Source organism: Halochromatium roseum (assembly GCF_016653315.1).
Classification (GTDB): Bacteria; Pseudomonadota; Gammaproteobacteria; order Chromatiales; family Chromatiaceae; genus Lamprobacter; species Lamprobacter roseus.
In genome coordinates, this window is sequence record NZ_NHSH01000052.1 from 1 (window position 1) to 21,381 (window position 21,381).

The 21,381-nt window shown below is 60.1% G+C and carries 20 protein-coding genes; 11 read left to right on the forward strand and 9 right to left on the reverse strand.

Annotated elements, in window-relative coordinates; genetic code table 11:
* The first annotated feature begins 365 nt into the window (after positions 1-365).
* Complete coding sequence (locus tag CCR96_RS09775; RefSeq protein ID WP_201219949.1) at positions 366-1,088, forward strand: DUF6064 family protein; 723 nt, start codon at positions 366-368, stop codon at positions 1,086-1,088.
* 17 nt (positions 1,089-1,105) lie between these two features.
* On the opposite strand, the gene CCR96_RS09780 is transcribed toward CCR96_RS09775, so the two are convergent.
* Both CCR96_RS09780 and CCR96_RS09785 read right to left on the reverse strand, forming a co-directional pair.
* On the reverse strand, positions 1,106-1,414 hold the full coding sequence (locus CCR96_RS09780; RefSeq protein ID WP_201219950.1) for a hypothetical protein: 309 nt from the start codon (positions 1,412-1,414) through the stop codon (positions 1,106-1,108).
* A 524-nt stretch (positions 1,415-1,938) separates the two neighbouring features.
* Complete coding sequence (locus CCR96_RS09785) at positions 1,939-2,091, reverse strand: hypothetical protein (protein ID WP_201219951.1); 153 nt, start codon at positions 2,089-2,091, stop codon at positions 1,939-1,941.
* A 271-nt stretch (positions 2,092-2,362) separates the two neighbouring features.
* Here CCR96_RS09785 and CCR96_RS09790 point away from each other — a divergent pair, with 271 nt between their 5' ends.
* Positions 2,363-5,041 carry a UPF0182 family protein gene (locus CCR96_RS09790; RefSeq protein WP_201219952.1) on the forward strand — a complete coding sequence of 893 codons (2,679 nt, stop codon included), beginning with the start codon at positions 2,363-2,365 and terminating at the stop codon, positions 5,039-5,041.
* 94 nt (positions 5,042-5,135) lie between these two features.
* Positions 5,136-5,957 (forward strand): CheR family methyltransferase, encoded by an 822-nt coding sequence (locus tag CCR96_RS09795; protein ID WP_201219953.1) that lies wholly within the window; start codon positions 5,136-5,138, stop codon positions 5,955-5,957.
* A gap of 82 nt (positions 5,958-6,039) precedes the next feature.
* On the opposite strand, the gene CCR96_RS09800 is transcribed toward CCR96_RS09795, so the two are convergent.
* From CCR96_RS09800 to CCR96_RS09820, 4 genes are all read right to left on the reverse strand, one after another.
* A complete protein-coding gene (locus CCR96_RS09800) occupies positions 6,040-6,714 on the reverse strand; it encodes an exonuclease domain-containing protein (protein WP_201219954.1) in 675 nt (224 codons plus the stop codon).
* A 156-nt stretch (positions 6,715-6,870) separates the two neighbouring features.
* A complete protein-coding gene (locus CCR96_RS09805) occupies positions 6,871-8,853 on the reverse strand; it encodes a putative nucleotidyltransferase substrate binding domain-containing protein (RefSeq protein ID WP_242518856.1) in 1,983 nt (660 codons plus the stop codon).
* A 224-nt stretch (positions 8,854-9,077) separates the two neighbouring features.
* Positions 9,078-10,937 carry a sodium:solute symporter family protein gene (locus CCR96_RS09815; protein WP_420827260.1) on the reverse strand — a complete coding sequence of 620 codons (1,860 nt, stop codon included), beginning with the start codon at positions 10,935-10,937 and terminating at the stop codon, positions 9,078-9,080.
* A 19-nt stretch (positions 10,938-10,956) separates the two neighbouring features.
* Positions 10,957-11,211, reverse strand: a complete 255-nt coding sequence (locus CCR96_RS09820) for a sodium/substrate symporter small subunit (protein WP_201219955.1) — start codon at positions 11,209-11,211, stop codon at positions 10,957-10,959.
* A gap of 547 nt (positions 11,212-11,758) precedes the next feature.
* Between CCR96_RS09820 and thrC the strand changes: the two genes are divergently transcribed.
* From thrC to CCR96_RS09850, 6 genes are all read left to right on the forward strand, one after another.
* Positions 11,759-13,150, forward strand: coding sequence for a threonine synthase (gene thrC, locus CCR96_RS09825; protein ID WP_201219956.1), 1,392 nt, complete (start codon positions 11,759-11,761; stop codon positions 13,148-13,150).
* Between the two features lie 103 nt (positions 13,151-13,253).
* A complete protein-coding gene (locus tag CCR96_RS09830) occupies positions 13,254-14,867 on the forward strand; it encodes an alpha-isopropylmalate synthase regulatory domain-containing protein (protein WP_338035860.1) in 1,614 nt (537 codons plus the stop codon).
* The gene (locus tag CCR96_RS09835) at positions 14,867-15,106 is read left to right on the forward strand and encodes a hypothetical protein (protein WP_201219958.1); all 240 of its coding nucleotides are present in this window, start codon (positions 14,867-14,869) and stop codon (positions 15,104-15,106) included. Before CCR96_RS09830 ends, CCR96_RS09835 begins: the two co-directional genes overlap by 1 nt.
* A gap of 158 nt (positions 15,107-15,264) precedes the next feature.
* Entirely contained in the window at positions 15,265-16,422 is a 1,158-nt protein-coding gene (locus CCR96_RS09840) for a PDDEXK nuclease domain-containing protein (RefSeq protein ID WP_201219959.1), read from the forward strand.
* 3 nt (positions 16,423-16,425) lie between these two features.
* Positions 16,426-16,674 (forward strand): restriction endonuclease subunit S domain-containing protein, encoded by a 249-nt coding sequence (locus tag CCR96_RS09845; protein ID WP_201219960.1) that lies wholly within the window; start codon positions 16,426-16,428, stop codon positions 16,672-16,674.
* A 17-nt stretch (positions 16,675-16,691) separates the two neighbouring features.
* Positions 16,692-17,477: a hypothetical protein gene (locus tag CCR96_RS09850; protein ID WP_201219961.1), complete on the forward strand. Its 786-nt coding sequence runs from the start codon at positions 16,692-16,694 to the stop codon at positions 17,475-17,477.
* 49 nt (positions 17,478-17,526) lie between these two features.
* Here CCR96_RS09850 and CCR96_RS09855 read toward each other — a convergent pair whose 3' ends face one another.
* From CCR96_RS09855 to CCR96_RS09865, 3 genes are all read right to left on the reverse strand, one after another.
* Positions 17,527-17,817 (reverse strand): BrnA antitoxin family protein, encoded by a 291-nt coding sequence (locus tag CCR96_RS09855; RefSeq protein ID WP_201219962.1) that lies wholly within the window; start codon positions 17,815-17,817, stop codon positions 17,527-17,529.
* A 13-nt stretch (positions 17,818-17,830) separates the two neighbouring features.
* Positions 17,831-18,103 carry a BrnT family toxin gene (locus CCR96_RS09860; protein WP_201219963.1) on the reverse strand — a complete coding sequence of 91 codons (273 nt, stop codon included), beginning with the start codon at positions 18,101-18,103 and terminating at the stop codon, positions 17,831-17,833.
* Positions 18,104-18,218: 115 nt separating this feature from the next.
* Positions 18,219-19,133 (reverse strand): alpha/beta fold hydrolase, encoded by a 915-nt coding sequence (locus tag CCR96_RS09865; protein WP_201219964.1) that lies wholly within the window; start codon positions 19,131-19,133, stop codon positions 18,219-18,221.
* A 126-nt stretch (positions 19,134-19,259) separates the two neighbouring features.
* On the opposite strand from CCR96_RS09865, the gene CCR96_RS09870 reads away from it, so the two are divergent.
* The gene (locus CCR96_RS09870) at positions 19,260-19,643 is read left to right on the forward strand and encodes a DUF6394 family protein (protein ID WP_201219965.1); all 384 of its coding nucleotides are present in this window, start codon (positions 19,260-19,262) and stop codon (positions 19,641-19,643) included.
* Positions 19,644-19,680: 37 nt separating this feature from the next.
* Complete coding sequence (locus tag CCR96_RS09875; protein ID WP_201219966.1) at positions 19,681-21,381, forward strand: potassium channel family protein; 1,701 nt, start codon at positions 19,681-19,683, stop codon at positions 21,379-21,381.

Below are 21,381 nucleotides of genomic sequence, written 5' to 3' on the forward strand. Positions count from 1 at the left end.
TTTTGACGTGATCCGAACCGCATTGCGGGCATAGCACTGAGATCTCGGCCATACAATAACCTTATAAAAAGCAAATATCGATATTATTCTACAGATTTTACGGATAAACCACGTCTAGAGCACTACCGCCGACTGTTTCTAACCAAGGCTGACGCTCTCCGAGCAAGGCCAGGCAACGTTGCTCGTTGCTGCGTGTCAACCTGCAGTCTAGCAAGGTCGTTGGACGAGGGTGAGCGCATGGGCTCGTCGCTGGCGGATTCGCGACAGATCGTTGGCGCCTTGGTTCAGGGAGACTTAAGCCAACGACTGCACTTCATGAGGTCTAGGCGTTGAGGCCGATCACGACTGAGAGAGGAGAAACCTTGATGCCCAGTTGGTCGAGCTACGCGCTGAGCGATTTTCTGCCGTTCTCGCTCGAGACCTATCAGCGGCTTGCGGAGCTCTACAACGCGCGTTTCAGCGCCGCGGTTGCCATCGGCCTGGGCATCGGCCTACTGGCATTGTTCTCGCTATGGCGACCGACGCCTTGGCGCTTGCGCTGGGTGTTGGCCGGTTTTGGCCTGTGCTGGCTGTGGATCAGTTGGGCCTTCCAGCTTCAGACCCTCGCACCGCTGCTTTGGGCCGGTGAGCTGTTTGCGATCGCCTTTGCCCTGCAAAGCGGGTTGTTGCTTGCCAGCGCAGTCTTGTCGACGCCTCGCTTGACGCACCACTGGGTTGCGCAGGGGTTGGCACCACAGTCACCGGTCGGTCAGCCTCAACGGGGTGTCTGGCTGGGTGCTGGGATGCTGGTGTTTGCCGTCCTGCTGCTGCCGCTGATCGAGCTTGCCGCGGGGCGGGCTTGGCTGGGACTCTCGTGTTTCGGCAGCGCAGCGACCCCCACTGCGATTGGAACACTGGGTCTTGCTGCCATGCTTGGTCCGCGACTCGGGTGGCTATTGATGCCGGTTCCTGTGCTTTGGTGTCTGGTTGTGAGTCTGCTGCTGTTTGGGCTGGATGATCCACTCTGGGTGCTACCGGCGTTTGCGGTCCCTGTCAGCCTGGTCGCGGCACTGCTTGGTCGGCGGACCTGGGAGGCCCCCGGCAGATGAATCCTGTGAGATCCAGGTTAACCGTAAGGACCGAGAAAGATCATCCCTCCCCAGAAGATCGAGCAGACGACCGAAAAAGAAAAGCAGGCGCGGAACATCAGGAAATGTGACGGGCTGACCGACCGTAACGCCTCGCGGAAGAGGCCGACATCGTCTGGCAGGTTCGCTTCGGCCGCCACGATTGCCGTGACCAGTCGGCGCTGGATCTCCATCGACTGCCAAATGAAGAGACTTCCGGTGATCGACCAAAGACAGACGACCGTGTTTGCCGCCCGCGCTGTATCCGGATGGATCTGAACCTTGTCGAATGCCAGCATCAGCGCCACAACGGCCAGGATCTCGATCGCCGCGTAAAGGTTAAACCGCGACCAGAACCGATCCAGTTCCGAATTGATCGTCCTAATGTAGATCTCGAGGTAGCGGGGGATCTGTATCGTCGCTGGAGAATGCATTGCCGGGCCTTGTTAAACCTGTGCCTGTTTGGTCAGAGCGAGCGCTTGCTGGTAAGCGAAGCGAGGTTAAGCGTCAGCGAGCTTTGCTCGCATCGCGGGTCGATCGTTCAACGCCGCCTTTCGGCAGATAGTACAGCGACAGCCCAAGCTGTGCTGCATCGCCGTCTTACTTATCGCGATCATGCTCTGAATCCTGGTCTCAAGGACCGGGTCGTTGGTCGCCGGCCCCCGAGCGAACCAATGTGACCGAGCAGTTGACTGAGGTGAAGGCCGCGCCCCAGCTTACAACCGACGTCCCTCCGATGGCGAACGCATGCTGCTTCCTTAGGGGCTGTAGAGAAACGCGAGGGTGATAAGCGCAGATCGAGTGCGTTTGTGCGTCTTGTATGTTTCATCCCTCATTCAGATCGCCCAGCTTGAGAGGGTTTTTCTGTTTTTCTTTTTTCTGAGGCAAAGAAATCATCGGCCTTGTCGCCTTTTTGAGTGATGATTGGAGCCGGATTTGGTTGACTGCTGTGAGATGTAGTGCGCTGGCATTCTTTGTTCAGCAAGCTTTGTTCAGCAAGCTTTGTTCAGCAAGCTTTGTTCAGCAAGCGGGCGGCTTCTTGCGTTATCTGCCCTAGATTGTGGCTTGGCAGCTATTGCCGTAGTTCTACAGGTTGGCTGCCTGTCATTGTCAAACATCACGTGCGGACGTGGGATCGCGGCAAGGCTATCCGTCCAAGACTGCTATACTGACGAATGGGTTTTCAGCTGCCTGGATAGCCAGTGTTGCGCTTAGCGGCGTTTGCACGGAGGGCTCGGCAACAGAGGTTTTGAACGATGGGCAAAAAAACGCGCGCATGCCGGTTTTGGGTCGTTGGGTTCGGTGTGTTTCTTGTAATCTTGGTGGTGCCGCCTGTCCTCGCTGTCTTCTATGCGGATACGCTGGTCGAGTTTTGGTGGTACCAGTCTCTCGGACTCGGCTTTTATTTCTGGCAACGCCTGCTCTACAACTATTTGATATTAGGCGGCGCAACAGCGCTATTTTTTGCGTTTTTCTATTATAACTTTAACCTTGCCTCGCGCCTGCTCAGGGTCCGTCCCTCAGGGTCGGCAAATTTCTTTCTGCGCCTGCAGCGCAAATTCAAATGGGCGGCGCCGAGAAACGCCTTGGTCATGACGGAACAATCGTGCGCTCCGAGCGATTCGGGTGAAAACAGGAGGTCGTGGCAATGGCTGATCATTAATTCGCGGCGCTTCTATGTGCTCGCGTCACTGATACTTGCACTGTTCGTCGCCTATCCGCTTTACCACCACTGGGAGACTGCACTACTCTTTTTGTTCGCGCCGTCTGCGGGCATCGCTGATCCTGTGTATGGGCTTGATGTTAGTTTTTATTTGTTTGGCCTGCCATTGTTTCGCACCATCGTCTACGAACTGTTGTTAGCTCTGGGTATCTTGCTGATCATTCTTTCCGTCGTTTATTATCTGCAACTGCGAGAACTGAGCAGTCGCCATCTGTTTTTGCCGCCTGGTGTCAGACGGCATCTGAGCGTAATCATTACGCTCATCTTTTTGGTGTCCATTTTCGAGTTGCTGATGCAGCGCTATCTGCTCTTGTATCGTGATAGTAATACGCCGTTATTCTTTGGTCCCGGCTATACTGATATGACGGTCGTGCTACCACTTATCTGGTCATCCATGATGGCGATGGTCATCCTGGGGGCAACTGTGGTCCTATATATCAATAAGCGGTGTAGTCGTATCTTTGTATTAATTTCTACTTTTTTTCTAGTGGCTATCATCGGCCTTAACCAATGGGGTGCATTAGCACAAGGTGTGCAGGATATTGTGGTTGAACCGGATGAGCTTGCACGTCAGGAGCCCTATATTCGCAACAACATTGATGCTACCCTTAATGCTTTCGATCTGACTGAGGTGGAAATCCGTCCCTATGTCGTTGGGGGTGGCGCTGGTCAGGCAAACAGTGGGCCGGGCGGGCTTGAGTTGCGTAATATTCCGGTATGGGACCGGGATATGTTGATCGATGTCTATCGCGAACTCCAGGAGTTGCGAACCTATTATCGCTTCCCGCAGGTAAATAGTGATCGCTATACCATTGAGGGCGAATATCAGCAGGTGTTTGTCGCCGCGCGAGAGTTGGATTTCGACCGCCTACCGCCGGACTCGCGTAATTGGGTCAATCGCTGGTTTAAGTATACCCATGGCTATGGTGCCGTGATGTCACCGGCCGCGCAGGTTGGCGAAGACACCAAAAAGTGGTTTCTTAAGGATATTCCGCCACAGTCCGATGTCGGGGTGACGCTTGAGCAGCCTGCTATCTATTTTGGCATGCAGGATCTCTACGATGTGATTGCGCCAAATGCGCTGCGGGAAATCTCCTACCCAGGTAAGGATGGAGTGGTGCTTGATGATTATAGTAGTGAAAGCGGTATTCCTATTTACAGCTGGTTTCGGCGCGCGATCTTCGCGCTCTACTATCGCGATTACAAGTTGCTTTTTACCCAAGCCATTATTCCTGAGAGTAAGATTCTGATCAGGCGTAATGTGCCGAGTACGATCGAGGTTGTGACTCCTTTCTTGGAGCTTGATAGCGATCCTTATCTCGTGATCACGCCGAAACGGCTGTTTTGGATCGTCGACGCCTATACCCTGTCGGATCTCTACCCTTATGCCGAACCGGTAAACCGTGGCTTGGGCTCAGATCCAGATAGCTCTATGGTTAGTCCGATTCAGAAGGAGTTCAATTACATTCGTAATTCTGTGAAAATCGTGGTCGACGCTTATAATGGCGATATGACCTACTATCTGGCTGATCCCAATGATCCCATCGCGCGTGCCTACCAGCGCATGTATCCTAGTTTAATCAAAGGCATGGATGAGTTCCCAGTCGCGTTGCGAGCGCATATTCGTTATCCACGGGATTTGTTCATCACGCAGATGCAGGTCTACGCGAAGTATCACCAGACAGACCCAGATGCTTTTTACGGCCAAGAGGACCGTTGGATGTTTCCACGTGTCTCGCGCGAGGGCGAGGTTCAATCGCTATTGCCCTACTATGTCACCCTCAATCTGATTGATCCTGCTCGCTTCGAGCATCTCTTGATCGCACCAATGAATCCGGAGGGTCGTGAGAACATGCGTGCCATCGGGTTGGTCAGTTCGGATGGAGATAATTATGGCCGCATCATCGTTTATAGTTTCCCAACTGGAGCGCTGATTCACGGTCCATCGCAGATTGATGCACTCATCAATCAGGATTCCGACATTGCCGAACAGTTTACCCTGTGGGGGCGCGGGGGCGCGGAAATCCACCGAGGAAAATTGATTCTGATCATGGTCAATGGCATCATCACTTATGTTCAGCCGGTTTACTTAAAAGCGGCTGGAAACGTGGCGATCCCGCAACTCAAACGGGTCATTGTGAGTCAAAACGGCAAGGTTGCGATGGAGCCATCCTTGGAGGCTGCCTTCGCCGCATTGTCACGCAACGAGTGAATGCAACAGTGAAAGAGGCAAGGGGAACGACGAAGCAATAAAGTAATGCATCAATTCCGGTCCATGTCGCCTTCTGCTCAACGAGCAAACCAAGTTGACTGAACAGCTCTCGATTGCAAAACATTTGATCCACGAGCGCCTAGGGCTGCATTTCGAGGGGTTGCGCGAGCGCCAGCTGCGGCGTGCGCTGACGCAGCGGCTGCAGGCCACGGCGGCGTCTTCGCCCGCAGCCTATCTCGAGCTGCTGCGTCGCAGCCCGGCCGAGATGGATGCCTTGGCCAGCCTGGTGACCATCAACGAGACCTTTTTTGATCGCGAGCCGCATCATCTGCAGCTGCTAGCTGATCATCTGTTGCCGAGTTTGCTCGCTGCGCGCAAGGGTGCTGAGCCTGTTGGTATCCTGTCGCTGGGCTGCTCAAGCGGCGAGGAACCCTATTCGTTGGCCATGACCGTTCAGGAGCGCTGGGGTCGGCAGGCGACGGCCTTGGTGCGGATCACCGGCGCTGATCTGGATTCGACCCGGATCACGCATGCGCGCGCCGGTTGCTACCACAAACACGCGCTGCGCGAACTCTCTGTGCAGCGTCGGCAGCAGTGGTTCGTGATGCAGGATGCGCACCACTATTGCCTAAAGCCGCAGATTCGGCAGGCGGTTCGGTTTCAGGTGGTCAATGTGTTGGATGCCCGGCTGCCGTCGATCCTGGGTCAGCAGGATCTGGTCTTTTACCGCAACATCTCGATCTATTTCGATATCCCGACGCGCACCAAGGTCTTGCAGAACATCAAGCGCCTGCTGAAGCCGGGTGGCTTCCTAGTGGTCGGTACCACCGAGGTCCTGTCGAACGATCTCGGGGTGTTTCGGCTGCTTGAGCAGCAAGGTATTTGGTACTTCGTCAACGCGCTGCCTAAGGCCTAGCCACCTCGCTAGCCTGGCGTTGGGCCTAGCTGCGACAGCGCGAGCAACCCCCGGCGTCCAGGGTGGTGAGGCGCCATGCTCGCTAGAGCAGATCTCTAAGCCGAAAGCCGTTGCCGTTGTCTCGATAGGCGACCTGAGCGAGGAACAGCTCGGCGGCTGCTAAGGCATCGTAGAAGGCGTTATGGGCGCGATAGCGCGGTAGGTTGTAGCGCTCACAGAGCGAGTGCAGGCGCAGCTCAGACGGCCGAAAGGGGATGTTGCGGCGCTCGAAGGTGCGCCGCGCGAGCACCTCGGTATCGACGCAGCGGATCAGCAGCCCTTCGCCATAGAGTTCGCGGCAGGCGGCGTCCAGAAAGCTGAGCTCGATCTTGGCGTGATGGGCGATCAGCACCCGTCCGGCGAGCACGCCGAGCAGCTCGCGCAGGACGCGGCCTTGGCGTAGGCCGGCGGCCGACTCGTCATCGGTGATTTGGTGGATCACCGCGGTCTCGGCCGGGATGTCGCCCTCGCAGCGCAGCAGCCGGTGGCGGGCGCTGGCAAGATCGATGCGTTGGCCGCGCACCAGCACCCAGCCGATACTCAAGATCTGGTCTCGCTTGGCGTCCAGCCCGGTGGTCTCGAGATCGAGCGCGACATAGTCGACGCAGCGGTAGTCGAGCGCCGGCGCGGGGAACGGGCGCCCGAAATAGTCACGCAAGGGGCCGGCATCAAGCTGCCGCAAGCACTGGCGGCGATGTCCTTCCGTTGGCGATCGCATGTTGCGTTCCTCAAGAACTGCTCAGAAACAACGGCATGATCGCAGACAAAAACAAACAGCGCAGATGAGGCGTGAAAGACGCGATCTTCAGCGGGATCTCCGCTGAATACCGACCGGTTTCACGCGTATCTGGTGGCTGGTGGTTCCAGATTGGGCTCATCCGAAACGTCCTGCTTGATAGCGTTGTCCCAGCGTCTCCTGCATGCGGTCGATCAGCAAGAAGGCGTCCTTCAAATGGCCGCGTTCGAGTGGCGAGAGCTGCTCTGGGGCGAGGAAGTTGTTGGCCTTCTCGCCGTTGCGCAGCTGATTGGCCTGATGGCGGATGCGCAGGCTGTTGATCAGCTCGAAGGCGTCGATCAGGTTGGCGGCGCCGTCGTGGCTGAGCGCGGCGGTCTCGGCGGCGGCCTCGAGTCGTTCAATGGTGTTGATCGGCGCCAGCCCGGTGGAGAGCGCATAGACGCGGGCGAGGTCGATGATCGGCACGGTGCCGCGATGTTTGAGATCGAAGGTGTGGTTGTGGTCACCGCCATGGATGAGCACGAAGTTGCGGAAGAAGCCCAGCGGTGGCCTGTGCTTGATGGCATTGGCGGCCATGTAGGCGATGAAGATGCGATTGTCACGCGAGAGTTCGAGCACTTGCTCATGCAGTCCATCGAACAGCCCAGCCGGGTCATGCAGGGCGCGCAGGTCGAAGAAGACGCTGGCGAGCATCAGCGCTTTGGGGTCCGGGCGTTTGATCCAGTTCTCGAAGTATTGTTGCCAGACCTTGAGTGGCTGGCGCCAGTTGGCGGTCTTGGCCATCACCTCGCCGGGACAGTAGATGTAGCCACAGGCATTCAGACCGTCGTTGACGCGCTCGGCGAGCTGGCGGAAGTAGTGGTCATCGTCCTTGCTCATGCTGTCGGCGATCAGCAGGGCGTTGTCCTGATCGGAATGCGAGGATTGCTCGCGCCTGGCCTGGGAGCCGCCGACCAGCCAGGCGTAGGGCACCGGTGGTGGACCCAGCTCGGCCTCGGCGAGTTCGAGCAGGCGCTTGGTGATGGCGTCGGTGATCGCGCTCACCGCTTGGCCGACATGGCCGCCGGTGGCGCCGCTGCTGATCAACTGCACCTGGAGATCGGGCACCTTGTCACTGATCGCCTCGAGCGCGGCGACCGAGTCGGCCTTGTGGATATCGCCGACCAGGTAGACGCCGCTGGTGCTCTGAAAACGCATGAAGTCACTGGTGGAGAGCATGCCGAGCAACCGCTTGCCATCGACCACCGGCAGGTGATGCACATTGAGCCGGGTCATCTGCAGCAGGGCCTCGAAGCCGAGCGCATCGGCATCGATGGTGGAGAGGGTGGCGGTCATGATCTCGCGCACCGGTTGCTCGGTGGAGAGGCCGGTGGCGACGCAGCGGTTACGCAGATCGCGATCGGTGATGATGCCGCTGAGGCGTTCGTTCTCCATTAGCAGCAGGGCCGAGACGCGCTCGGCGGACATGATGCGGGCGGCCTCGCGGATGCTGATTTCAGGGCTGGCCTTGATTGGCGTGCGGCGCAGTAGATCGCGCGCGCTCACCGTCATCAGCCCGCCGGTGGCGGCGGTGGGCTCGGTGAAGGCGTCGAGGGCCTTGCGCAGGCGCGTGGTCGTGGAGCCGTCGAAGTACTCGGCGAACTCGGGATGCGCGGAGCGGAGTTGCTCGAACTGGGCGCAGGTCATTGAATACAGCAGGCTGTCTTCGACCGTCTCGCCGCTGAGTGTGGGCTTGCCAGCGTTCTTGTTGCTTGGATCGCTGGAATCCTTGCCCTCGCTGCGGTTGCCCTTGTTGGTTTCGCTACCCTTGCTGCGGCGGCCGGCTGAATCAGTGCCGCCGGTGTCACCGCCCTCTACACCGCTGAGACAAACATCGCTAAACAGATCGCCCTCGGCCAGTTTGCCGACCAACTCGCCTTGGGCGTTGCGCAGTTCGATGGCGCCGCGGCGCAGGATATAGAGATGTGCCGCCTGATCATCGTTCGGCGGGAAGGCGGAGCCGCGCTTCAGGTAGCGCACCTTGAATTGGCGCGGCAGCGGTTCGAGCGCCTCGGTCGGCAACTGCTCAAACGGCGGATGCTTGGCGAGAAACTCTTGGATTTCGATCAGCTCGACGTCCATCGGGGGGCATCCTCAGGTGGAAGATTGGTGACGACCCGTTGTCTTTTTTGTGGAGTATGCCGTAAGTCGACCGAGTGCTGCTTGCGCTGGCTGTTCAGCGCGTCTTCGCGCGCTGCGTCAGCAACGCTGTGCATCTGTTGTCCCCACAAAAAAGCCCCGCGAATGCGGGGCAATCTGGGTTGTGGGCAGAGGCGCCGATAGCGCGCCCTGCTCAGCGGTTGGTTTTAGTGGCCAGTGGCCTCGCCGGCGCCACGCGGCACGCGGACATCCTCGACCAGGTGCTGGATGTGCTCTGGCGGCGGTGCGGTGACCGCGGAGACGATGAAGGCGACGACGAAGTTGACCACCGCGCCAACGGCACCAAAGGCATTCGGCGAGATGCCGAAGAACCAATCCGCGCCCATGCCCAGCTGCGGAGCCAGGAACTCGGTACCCGGGATGAAGAAGATGCCCTTGTGCTGGAACACATAGAGCAGGGTCACGGTGATACCAGCAATCATGCCAGCGACCGCGCCGGTGTTGTTCATCCGTTTATAGAAGATACCCATCATCAAGGCCGGGAAGATCGACGAGGCAGCCAGACCAAAGGCGATGGCCACGGTGCCGGCCGCGAAGCCCGGTGGGTTGAGACCCAGGTAACCAGCGACGATGATCGCGCCGATCATCGACAGGCGCCCGGCGTTGAGCTCGGCCTTCTCCGAGATGTCCTTCATGAACACGCTCTTCAGCAGGTCATGCGAGATCGCCGAGGAGATGGCCAGCAGCAGACCAGCCGCGGTCGAGAGCGCGGCGGCCAGACCACCGGCAACGATCAGGGCGATGACCCAATTCGGCAGACCGGCAATCTCCGGGTTTGCCAACACCATGATGTCGAGGTCGGGTCCTGGCTTCAGCGCGTCGCCGGTGCCGTGGAAGATCTCGCTGCCCTTGTAGCCGAGTGCATCGGCCTCCGCGACCGTTGCATCGTTCTTGTCGTTGTAGTACTGAACCTGGCCATCGTCATTCAGGTCTTTCCAGACCAACAGGCCGGTTTGCGACCAGTTCTGGAACCAGCCAGGCAGCTCATCACCGGGCAAGGGCTCGAAGGCCGCTAAGCCCTGCTCGCTGGTCTCGGTCTTCTGAATCATCAGAGTGTCGACGAAGTTCAACCGCGCCATGGCGCCGACCGCCGGGGCGGTGGTGTAGAGGATGGCGATGAAGACCAGCGCCCAACCGGCGGAGAAGCGCGCGGACTTGACCGTGGGAACGGTGAAGAAACGGATGATGACGTGCGGTAGACCGGCGGTGCCGATCATCAGCGACAGGGTGTAGGCAAACATGTTCAGTGTGCTGCCCATGGTCTGCGTGGTGTATTCCTTGAAGCCGAGCTCAGTCACCACCTGGTCGAGCTTGGCGAGCATGCTCATGCCGCTGGGATCGCCACCGGGGGCGTATTCGCTACCGAGACCGAGCTGCGGGAAGGGGTTGCCGGTGAGGTTCAGCGAGATGAAGATGGCCGGGATGGTGTAGGCCATGATCAGCACCACATATTGGGCGATCTGGGTATAGGTGATGCCCTTCATGCCGCCGAGGACCGCATAGACCGCGACGATGGCCATACCGATGTACAGGCCCATGTCGTAGGAGACCTCGAGGAAGCGCGAGAACGCCACGCCGATGCCCTTCATCTGGCCGATGACGTAGGTGATCGAGGCCAGGATCAAGCAGATGACGGCGACGATGCGCGCGGTCTGCGAGTAATAGCGATCGCCAATGAACTCCGGCACCGTGAACTTGCCGAACTTGCGCAGGTAAGGCGCGAGCAAGAGCGCGAGCAGCACGTAGCCGCCGGTCCAGCCCATCAGGAACACCGAGCCGCCGTAGCCGTTGAAGGCGATCAGGCCGGCCATGGAGATAAAGGATGCGGCGGACATCCAGTCAGCGCCGGTGGCCATGCCGTTGAGCACGGGATGAACGCCCTTGCCGGCGACGTAGAACTCGCCGGTGGTTCCGGCACGCGCCCAGATGGCGATGCCGATGTAGGTGGCGAAGGTGAAGCCAACGACCGAATAGGTCCAGATATCGAGATTGCTCAGATTGCTCATGTTAGGTATTGGCTCCTGACTATTCTTCGACGTCGAATTTTTTATCGAGCCGGTTCATGCCGAACGCATAGGCGAAGATCAGCACCAGAAAGACGTAGATCGAGCCCTGCTGGGCGAACCAGAAGCCAAGCGGGTAGCCGCCGAGGTGGAATTGGTTCAGTGGCTCGACCAGGAGGATGGCGAGCCCATACGAGGCAATGAACCAGATGATGAGTAAGATGGTTACAAGGCGAATATTCGCCTTCCAGTAGGCCGAACGGTTTTCGGGTGTCACCGTGATGTCCCTCCCTCAAGAGATCAGAGTGGGTGATAAGGTCGGGGGCTGGCGCCCGGGCCCCGGGCCATGCCAGCAATGTCTCGGACTAGCGCAGGTTGCCGCCGAGATCCCCGCCATTGTTGTTGGGATCGTTTTGCAACGCTGCCGAGCGGCATTTTCGAGGCTTGGCAAGCGGTCGCGCATTGTGTTGCTCGGTGCAATCCCCTGTCAACGACGGGGTGTCCGGGCTGAAGCGGCTGAATATCTGAGAAAAAGTGTCAAACTAACGCGATCTAGTGGTTCTGAGTGGCATCTTTGATCAGGCTTTGATGATCGGCTCGGTGTCGCCGCGGGTAACCATGATGGCTCTGGTGCGGATTTTACAACCTGCTGTTTTGAAAGGATTATTGACGAGATCGCTCGACTTTGCTGGGACTGCTTGTTGCGACTGGCGTGCCTTTTCACTACCTTGGTCTGGCGTTCCTTGGTTTGGTCTCTCTTGGTCGGATCTCTGGCCACAAGGCCCCAGCGCCTTCTCTTCTAGACAACAATTCTTAAGTATGCAATGCGATATCTGAGTACACGCGGTGGCGTTGAGCCGGTCGACTTTGCGGATGCGGTGATGATGGGGCTGGGGACCGACGGCGGGCTGCTGGTGCCGGAGCAGATCCCAAAGATCCCTGCCAAACGCCTCGAGGACTGGTCTCAGCTCAGCTTTCAACAGCTGGCGGTGGAGCTGTTGTCGCCCTTTGTCGGCGAGAGCATCCCGCATGTTGATCTGGTTGAGCTGGTCGAGCGCTCCTACGCGACCTTCCTGCATCCAGAGGTCACGCCGCTGGCGGAGCATGGCGGGCGGCGGTGGCTCGAGCTGTTCCATGGCCCCACCGCGGCCTTCAAGGATGTCGCCCTGCAACTGCTCGGCAACCTGTTCGAGTATCTGATTGCTCGCGAGGGAGGGGTGTTACGCATCCTCGGCGCCACCTCGGGCGATACCGGCTCGGCGGCGATCTATGGGGTGCGCGGCAAGGCCGGCATCGATATCTTCATCCTGCACCCGAAAGGCCGCGTCTCGCCGATCCAAGAGCGGCAGATGACCACGGTGCTGGATGCCAATGTGCACAATATCGCCGTGCTGGGCACCTTCGATGATGCCCAACGCATCGTCAAGACGCTGTTCAATGATCTGCCGTTCAAGCAGCGCTATCGGCTCGGTGCGGTCAATTCGATCAATCTGGCGCGCATCCTGGCGCAGACCATCTACTACTTCTATGCTTGGGGCCGGATCAGTGGTGGTGATCCTGAGCATCGCGTCAGTTTTTCGGTGCCGACGGGTAACTTTGGCGATGTCTTCGCCGGCTGGCTCGCGAAGCGCATGGGGCTGCCGATCGATCGGCTGATCATCGCCACCAATCGTAACGACATCCTGAGTCGTTTCGTCGCCTCGGGTGTCTATCAGGCCGGCGAGGTCTTCCAGACGCTGAGCCCGGCGATGGATATTCAGCTGGCCTCGAACTTCGAGCGCTATCTGTACTATCTGCTCGACGAAGACCCCGCAGCGGTGCGCGCGCTGCTGGCGGAGCTGGAGCAGACGGGCCAGCTGCAGGTCGATGGCGAGCGGCGGCGGCGCGTGGCAGACGACTTCGACGCGCGCGCGGTCTCCGATGCCGAGACCCTCGCCGAGATCCGCCAGGTCTATGCGACCAGCGGTTATATCCTCTGTCCGCATACGGCGGTGGGTGCTCGGGCTGCGGCAGATAACGCTGAGGCCGTGGTGCTGGCGACGGCGCACCCCGCCAAGTTCGATGCCGCCGTGGTTGAGGCCATTGGCATCGAGCCACCGCCGCCGCGCTCGTTACAAGGGCTGCTAGAGCGCGAGACCCGTTGCGCCGAACTCCCCGCGGATGCCGAGGCGATCAGCGGGTTCATGCGCGAGACGCTGGGCGCGGTCGAAGACTGAACTTTGGGCGCGGCGCCTTGGCGCGATGCCGCCACCCCGGGACATGAATCGCATGAGATTCAGGTTAAGCAATGAACAATCGAGCCATGAGCTCCGAGATCCTGTGACCCCAGACGACCCTCGTATCCTGATCCTCGATACCACGCTGCGTGACGGCGAACAGACACAAGGGGTCTCGTTCTCGCCGGATGAGAAGCTCAACATCGCCAAGGCGTTGCTCGAGATGCTGCGCGTCGATCGTATCGAGGTGGCCTCGGCGCGGGTCTCCGAGGGCGAACTCGGGGCGGTGGCACGGATCATCGACTGGGCGCGCGACAAGGGGCTCGATCAACGCATCGAGGTGCTCGGCTTTGTCGATGGTGGCAAGAGCATCGACTGGATTCGCCGCGCCGGTGGTCAGGTGATGAATCTGCTCGCCAAGGGCAGCGAAAAGCATTGCCGCACCCAGCTCGGCAAGACGCCAGAGCAGCATGCCGCCGATGTGCGCGCCAATGTGCGGATGGCGCGCGAGCAGGGGCTGTCGGTGAATCTGTATCTGGAGGACTGGTCGAACGGCTACGCCGACAACCGCGACTATGTTTTCGCACTGACCGAGTCGCTGGCGGATCTGGGCATCGGCCATTTCATGCTGCCCGACACCCTCGGCGTGATGACCCCGGAGCGGGTGTTCGCGGCGATCTCGGACATGATTCGCCGCTTTCCTGACCTGCGGTTCGACTTTCACCCGCATAACGACTACGGGCTGGCGACCGCCAATGTGTTCGCCGCCGCCCAGGCTGGCGCCGCCGGGGTGCATTGCACCGTCAACTGTCTCGGTGAGCGTGCGGGCAATGCCTCGCTTGCTGAGGTGGTGGTGAACCTGCGCGATCAGTTGGGCATGGCGATCGGCATCGACGAGAGCCACTTGGGCCATGTCAGCGAGCTGGTGCAGTATTTTTCGGGCAAGCGGATTAGCGATAACGCGCCGATCGTTGGCGATGACGTCTTCACTCAGACCGCCGGTATCCATGCCGATGGTGACAACAAGGGTAGCCTCTATGTGACGCGCCTGTCACCGGAGCGCTTCGGGCGGCGTCGGGTCTACGCGCTCGGCAAGCTGGCCGGCAAGGCCTCACTGGCGAAGAATCTCGAGCGCATCGGCATTAGTCTCTCCGAAGAGAACCAGCGCAAGGTGCTGAAACGCATCGTTGAGCTGGGTGACTCGAAAAAGACCATCACCGCCGATGATCTGCCATTCATCATCGCCGAGGTGCTGGAGAGCAAGGACTACAGCCATGCCGAGCTGATCGCCTGCAACATCTCCTCGAGCTATGGGCTGGAATCGACCGCCAGCATCAAGGTCTGTCTGCGCGGTGAGCATCTGACCGCCACCGGCAGCGGCAACGGCGGTTTCGATGCCTTCAATCGGGCGCTGGCGCGGGTGGTGAAGACGCAAGGGCTGACCCTGCCGGCGCTGGTCGACTACGAGGTGCGCATCCCCAAGGGCGGCCGCAGCGACGCGCTGACCGAGTGCACCATCACCTGGGAAGATGAGCGCGGCCCGTTCAAGACCCGTGGCGTGCATGCGAATCAGGTCTTCGCGGCGATTGGCGCCACCATGCGCATGCTGAATCTGGTGATCCACTGGTCGGTGAAGCGTCAGCGTGATTTGGCCGGCGCTGCTGATGACGCTGAGGGCACACCTGTCGCGGCCCACCCTCCACCACCGGTTTGCTGATGAAAAAGAAGCTGAATCTCCTCCTGTTCTCCGGGTTTTGGTCATGCGTGCTGGCGCTGGTGATGACCCTGATCGGCTTCCTGCATCAGGAACAGGTCGATCTCACTGAGGCTGCCACCGGCGGTATCGTTTGGTCGCGGGTGCTGTACCTGTTTCTGGGCTGGTTCGGCTTTTCGATGGTGGTGATGCTGATTGGCTCGCTGATTTACATCCTGATGACCCGGGGGAGGCGTGGTTGATGCACAGGGGTTGATACACAGGAGGTTGACGCGAAGCCTGCTGAGGCTCGTGCGGATCTGCCAGAGCCGCGGTGACAAGGCCGATCATAGGCGCGGCACCTCGGCCGGGTAGGTACTCACGCGCAGTTGAAGGCGCAACTGATGGAGGCGTTGATGCGATGAAGATCCAGGAACTCGACCTTTACCGCGACCTGCTCAGCGACATCAAGACTCGTGTCCGCCAGGCCCAGCACCGCGCCGCCCTCTCGGCCAATGCTGAGATGATCCACCTTTATTGGGACATCGGCCGAATGATTGCCGCGAGGCAGGAGCGGGAAGGCTGGGGCGCCGGGGTGCTCCCGAGGCTGGCCGTGGATCTCAAGAACGAGCTTCCTGACGAAAAGGGATTTTCGCTCAGAAACTTAAAACTGATGGTTCAGTTCTATCGCGCGTATCCCGAGCGCCTCGCAATTGGGCAACGGGCCGTTGCCCAATTGATGGAGCCGTCGTTATCGACGGAAATTGGGCAACCAGCCGTTGCCCAAACAGGGGTGCCGAGCGTGCCTGAATCAGAGCAGATCTCTGCCGCCGCGATGTTAAAGCGGGCCGTCGTGCAACTGAGCTGGGCTCACAACGTCATCCTCATCCAGAAGATCAAGCATCTCCCCACCCGCCTCTGGTATGCCCACCAGGCACTGGAGCAGGGTTGGAGCCGGGACATCCTCACCGTTCAGATCAAGAACCGCGCCCACGAACGTCAGGGTGCCGCCGTCACAAACTTCTCCACGACACTGCCCCAGCCTCACGCCGCGCTTGCTCAGGGGCTGCTGAAAGACCCCTACCTCTTCGACTTTCTGACGCTGGACGAACCCTTCCGCGAGCGCGAACTCGAAACCGGGCTGCTGACCCACATTCAGAAATTTCTGATCGAACTCGGACGCGGCTTTGCCTTCGTCGGTCGCCAGTATCGGCTGGAGGTCAGCGACCGCGAGTTCTATCTCGACCTGCTGTTTTTTCACCTGCACCTGCGCTGTTTCGTCGTGGTTGATCTCAAGAAGGGTGACTTCAAGCCCGAATATGCCGGGAAGATGAATTTCTACTGTTCGGTCGTCGACGAACAGCTTCGCCACCAAGAGGACGCACCAACCATCGGGCTCATCCTGTGCCAGACGAAAGACCGCATCCTCGCGGAATATGCCCTGCGCGACATTAAGAAGCCGATTGGTGTTGTTGACTACGAGCTGACGCGGGCGTTGCCAGCGGAATTGGAGAGCAGCTTGCCGAGTATTGATGATATTGAGACGGAGTTGTCTTTAAGTATGAAAGATGAAGGTTGAAGTATGAAAACAGATCGCGCTTATCCTTCAGCCCTGATCCTTCAACCTTCATGCTTCTTCGAGAGGTTTGCCCCCTTCGCCGACGCTCCCGGTGCGTTGGAGAAGACACCCCTCCCCGAGCAACGCCGCATCGTCGCCAAAGTCGACCAACTGATGGCCTTGGTCGACCAATTGGAAGCTCAACTCACCACCTTCCGCGCCACCGCCGCGAATCTACTCGAAGCCCTCGTCGCCAAACTCACCGCCGCCTGATCGCCGCCTGATCGCTCATGCCACAATTTGAACGCTACCTTGGCATCGACTATTCCGGCGCGCAGACTCCCAGCAGCAGCCTCAAGGGCCTGCGCCTCTACGCCGCGACGCGCACGGAGCCGCCGGTCGAGATTCCACCGCCGCCGAGCCCGCGCAAGTATTGGACGCGCCTCGGCCTCGCGCAGTACCTGGCAGAGCGACTGGCAGAAGACCGGCCCACACTGGTCGGCATCGATCACGCCTTCTCGTTTCCCTTGGCCTATTTCGAGGCCCACCAGCTGCCGCTCGACTGGCCGGCCTTCCTCGAAGACTTCCAGCGGCATTGGCCAACCGATCAGGACATCTATGTCGACTTCGTCCGCGACGGCGACGTCGGCCAAGGGGCGCTACGTACCGGTAATCCCCGTTGGCGACGGCTGACGGAGGTGCGCGCCGGCACGGCCAAGTCGGTCTTCCACTTCGATGTCCAGGGGCAAGTCGCCAAGTCCACGCACGCTGGCCTGCCTTGGCTACTGTCGCTGCGTCGGCAGCTCGGCGATCGACTGCACTGCTGGCCCTTCGACGGTTGGGAGATCCCGGCAGGTCGGTCAGCCGTGACTGAGGTCTACCCAGCCCTTTGGAAACATGACTTCCCGACCGAAGGCCGCACCCCGGACCAACACGACGCCTATGCGGTCGCCGCCTGGCTTCGTCAAGCCGATCTCGATGATCGACTGCAAGGATTCCTCTGCCCCTGCTTAGCGCCGTCAGAGCGCGCCCTGGCCGAGGTGGAAGGGTGGATTCTCGGAGTGGTGTTGAGCTGAATGCCGGTCCAAGGCGCCGGCATCTAAAGATGGGAATTGTCCGTGGGCGCTAGGAGTGCTCGCGGTGCTGGAGCCATTCGCGCAGCGCCGCGTTGGCTCGCGTCTGCCAGCCTTTGCCGGTCGCGCGCAGTCCTGCGAGCACGTCCGGGTCGAGCGGGATGGTGGCTGGGATCTTGGTCGGCGCCTTCTGCGGACCGCGCAAGCGGCGCCGTTCAGCTAACGCGGCCTTGACCGCTTCTGGCCCACCACCCGCAACGAAGACTGCGTTCTCCCAGAACTCAGGCTCAAGCGGTGGGTTGTCTGGGTCGAACACGGCTTCCTCCGGAGCCGCATCGATCATCGCCTGTATCTGCTCAGGGCTGAAGCTGTTTGAAGAAGTCTCGGGTTTCACGCTTGTCACCATATCGCAGTGAGATCAAATGCAGGTCGTCGTCCCGTTCGGTCCAGACGAGCACGATGACGCGGCCGTGAAGGACGCCCAGGGTCTTAAACCGTGGCTCACCATAGGCTTCACGAATATCCTGCTCGGTAAAGATCGGTCCATCGAAGATCGCGTCGGCTTCGGCAAAGTCCAAACCGTGCTTGGCGATGTTGCTGCGCCGCTTGGCGTCATCCCAGGTGATCATGTCTAGACCCTAGTCACAGGCTGATTCGCGGTCAAGCAGATGGTCAATACAGAGAAGCGAGCCATCTCTCCTGCTGCTCTGAGTGGCGATCCACTAGAACCGCCGAACCGCCCTCTCAACCCCCAGTCCAAAACCGATCCAAGGCCTCAAACAGCGCCTCCGGCTGCTCCCACTGCGGCAGGCTGAGATGCGGGGCGAGCGTTTCGTGCCGCCAGTTGGGCTGACGCGAGACCAGGTCGTCGAGCTCTTCGAAGGTGACGTAGGGATCGCGGTCGGCGATCGCCAACACCGGGAGCTTGGTCAGGCGGGCGTAGAGCTTGTCGACGGCGTTGCGGGTGAACAACTGGGTCGAGAGGAAGATCAGCGGTGCGTAGCGGGCGCCCGGCTGGTGCGAGGTGGCATAGGCGTAGTCGAGGAACGCCTGCGGTGGCTGGCCGCGGAAGGACTTGCCGAGGTAGTAACGGATGCTGCGTCTGGAGGCGACCAGATCATAGAGCCCCTGGCTCCAGAGCGGCGCACCGAGCACGCCATGCAGGCCGCGACCGAGGCCCATGGGCGGTAGCGGTCGGCGTGAGAAACCGGTGGGCGAGATCAGCACCAATGAGGCGACGCTGGCCGGCGAGCCCGGTGAGGCGATGCTGGCCGGTGAGCCAAGCGCCGCGCGCGCGGCAAACTCGGCGCTCAGTGAGAGGGCGAGTAGGTCCGCCGGCGCTTGCACCACGTCTTCGAGCAGGGCGCGGATGGCGTTGGCATACAACTCAGCGGAGTAGCGGCGATCGGCGCGCTCGGAATGGCCGAAGCCGGGCAGCTCGATGCTATAGACCGGGCGGCGGCCGGCGTAATGCTCGAAGATCGGTTTGACCTCGTAGCTGCTCGGCGCGGCATTGATGCTGTGCACCAAGACCAGCGGTCGACCCTCGCCGGCTGGGTCATGGTAATAGGCGATGCGTCCGGCCTGAGCGGTGCGGAGCTCGGCCCGTGGAGCGTTGAGTGCCTCCGGTAAAGGCGGGATCTGGGGCGATTGGCTCATAAGGTAGAGGCGCCTGTGCGCGGTGAGCGAGCGGCGGACGGCGCTCAGCGCTGAAGCCCGCGGCACCAAATCGGTATAGGATACGCGCCTGACCTACGACTGTCCGCGTTGTACGAGGAGAACCGCATGAATCCCGAGAAGGTTGTCTTTGGATTCTTCATCCTGCTGGCCCTGACGCTGAACTTTGGCTTCGTCTACGGCGAGATCGACAATCCGGATCATCATCATGCGCTCGAGCTTGCCGTGGTGTTGGTGGTGAACCTGATCGCCACCGTGCTCAAGCTCGGTGATCGCTCACAGATGGGCGCGGTGCTGCTGGCGACCAGTCTGGTGGCGATCCTGCAGCTGATTGGCGGGGCGGTGATCTGGACTATCGCCGCGCATGCCTCGGCGGAGGGGTTCACTCCGGCTGTGCTGGCCAGTGTCGTCTCGCTTGCCGCTGGCGCCATGGTGGCCAACGTCGTCTCGGTGATCTTGCTGATCATCGAAACCACCATGCTGCGACGCTAAGCGGCTGAGATAACTGCTCAGCCATCGGGGCCTGCGCTTGGACAGCGTCATCTTTCTCATCCTTCGGCGCATGCGTGCGCCGCTGCTCACGCTGATCGTGCTCTATTCGGTCGCGATCATCGGGCTCGTGCTGATCCCTGGACAACATCCAGACGGTAGCCGCTGGCATCTGAGCATCTTCCATGCCTTCTACTTCGTCAGCTATATGTCGACCACGATCGGCTTTGGTGAGCTGCCGCAAGCATTTAGTGACGCGCAGCGGATCTGGGTCACGCTTTGTATCTACGCCACCGTCACCGGCTGGCTGTATTCGGTCGGCTCGATGATCGCGCTGCTGCAGGACAAGGCGCTGCGCCGGACCATGGAGGAGCATCGTTTTGCCGGCCATGTGCGACGCCTCAAGGAGGACTTCTATCTGGTCTGCGGTTATGGGCAGACCGGCAGTGGGCTGGTGCGGGCGCTGACCGAGCGTAGTCAGCGGGCCGTGGTGCTCGACAATAATCCGGAGCGGATCGACCTGCTCAAGCTCGAGTCGCTGCAAGAGTTCGTACCCGCGCTGCGTGCCGACGTGCGCCGCCCCGATTCTTTGCTCTTGGCTGGGCTACGCAGTCCTTACTGTGCTGGCGTATTGGCGCTGACCTCATCCAATGAGGTGAACCTGAAGGTGGCGTTGGCGGCCAAGCTGATGCATCCTGATGCCAAGGTGATTTGCCGTGCGGACTCGCATGATGTCGAGGCCAACATGGCCTCGTTTGGTACCGACCACATCTATGACCCCTTTGATATCTTCGCCCGCTATCTCAGCACCGCGATCGACTCGCCCTGCCTGACCGCATTGCAGGACTGGCTCGGCCAGCTGCACAGCTCGATGTTGCCTGAGCCCGTCTACCCGCCAGCCGAGGGGCTGTGGATCATCTGTGGCTATGGTCGCTTCGGCAAGGCGTTGTATTCTCAGCTCGCCGCACAGGGGGTTGAGCTGATCGTGGTGGAGATGGAGCCGGAACGCACCGGCCTGCCGCCGGGGCTGTTGATCAAGGGGCGCGGCACCGAGGCGGTGACCTTGGAGCAGGCCGACATCCATCGCGCGGTCGGCATCATTGCAGGCACCGATAACGACGCCAACAATCTGTCCATCATCATGACGGCAAAGGAGCTGAACCCGAACCTGTTTACCGTGGTGCGGGAAAATCAGCTGATGAATGAGGAGCTGTTCCGAGCGGTGGATGCGGATATCCTGATGCATCCGAGCCTGATCGTGGCGCAGCGGATTCGTATCCTACTGAGTGCCCCGCTGCTGACCGAATTCGTGAGTCAGGCGGACAAGGAACCCGATAGCTGGTCTTGCGAGCTGTTTAGTCGCATCGTTGCGCTGGCGGACGAACGCCCGCCGATCCTGTGGGAGTTCAAGGTAGGCGGAACCTTCGGGCTGGTTGCTTACCAACTGGCCGGTCAAGGCCAGGAGCCGAGCTTGCAAGACCTGATCCGCGATCCCCGCAACCGCGATGATCCGCTCGCGGCGATCTGTTTGATGCACACCCGCGGCTCAAGCTGCTGTGTGCTGCCCGACCTCAGCCAGCGGTTACGTGTGGGCGATCAACTGCTACTCTGCGGTCGTCCTGAGGCGCGTGACTGGATGCAGTGGACGCTCAATAACCCCGACGTGCTGACCTATGTGGTAACCGGTGTCAGCCTGCCGCGGGGTAGCTTTTGGCGCTGGCTACGGCGGCGCCAGTTCTGA

Coding starts and splice junctions, on each gene's coding strand:
- thrC (WP_201219956.1), top strand. CDS start 11,759: ATGCGATATCTGAGTACACGCGGTGGCGTTGAGCCGGTCGACTTTGCG.
- CCR96_RS09790 (WP_201219952.1), top strand. CDS start 2,363: ATGGGCAAAAAAACGCGCGCATGCCGGTTTTGGGTCGTTGGGTTCGGT.
- CCR96_RS09840 (WP_201219959.1), top strand. CDS start 15,265: ATGAAGATCCAGGAACTCGACCTTTACCGCGACCTGCTCAGCGACATC.
- CCR96_RS09870 (WP_201219965.1), top strand. CDS start 19,260: ATGAATCCCGAGAAGGTTGTCTTTGGATTCTTCATCCTGCTGGCCCTG.
- CCR96_RS09865 (WP_201219964.1), bottom strand. CDS start 19,133: ATGAGCCAATCGCCCCAGATCCCGCCTTTACCGGAGGCACTCAACGCT.
- CCR96_RS09805 (WP_242518856.1), bottom strand. CDS start 8,853: ATGGACGTCGAGCTGATCGAAATCCAAGAGTTTCTCGCCAAGCATCCG.
- CCR96_RS09855 (WP_201219962.1), bottom strand. CDS start 17,817: ATGATCGATGCGGCTCCGGAGGAAGCCGTGTTCGACCCAGACAACCCA.
- CCR96_RS09845 (WP_201219960.1), top strand. CDS start 16,426: ATGAAAACAGATCGCGCTTATCCTTCAGCCCTGATCCTTCAACCTTCA.
- CCR96_RS09815 (WP_420827260.1), bottom strand. CDS start 10,937: ATGAGCAATCTGAGCAATCTCGATATCTGGACCTATTCGGTCGTTGGC.
- CCR96_RS09860 (WP_201219963.1), bottom strand. CDS start 18,103: ATGATCACCTGGGATGACGCCAAGCGGCGCAGCAACATCGCCAAGCAC.
- CCR96_RS09775 (WP_201219949.1), top strand. CDS start 366: ATGCCCAGTTGGTCGAGCTACGCGCTGAGCGATTTTCTGCCGTTCTCG.
- CCR96_RS09835 (WP_201219958.1), top strand. CDS start 14,867: ATGAAAAAGAAGCTGAATCTCCTCCTGTTCTCCGGGTTTTGGTCATGC.
- CCR96_RS09850 (WP_201219961.1), top strand. CDS start 16,692: ATGCCACAATTTGAACGCTACCTTGGCATCGACTATTCCGGCGCGCAG.
- CCR96_RS09800 (WP_201219954.1), bottom strand. CDS start 6,714: ATGCGATCGCCAACGGAAGGACATCGCCGCCAGTGCTTGCGGCAGCTT.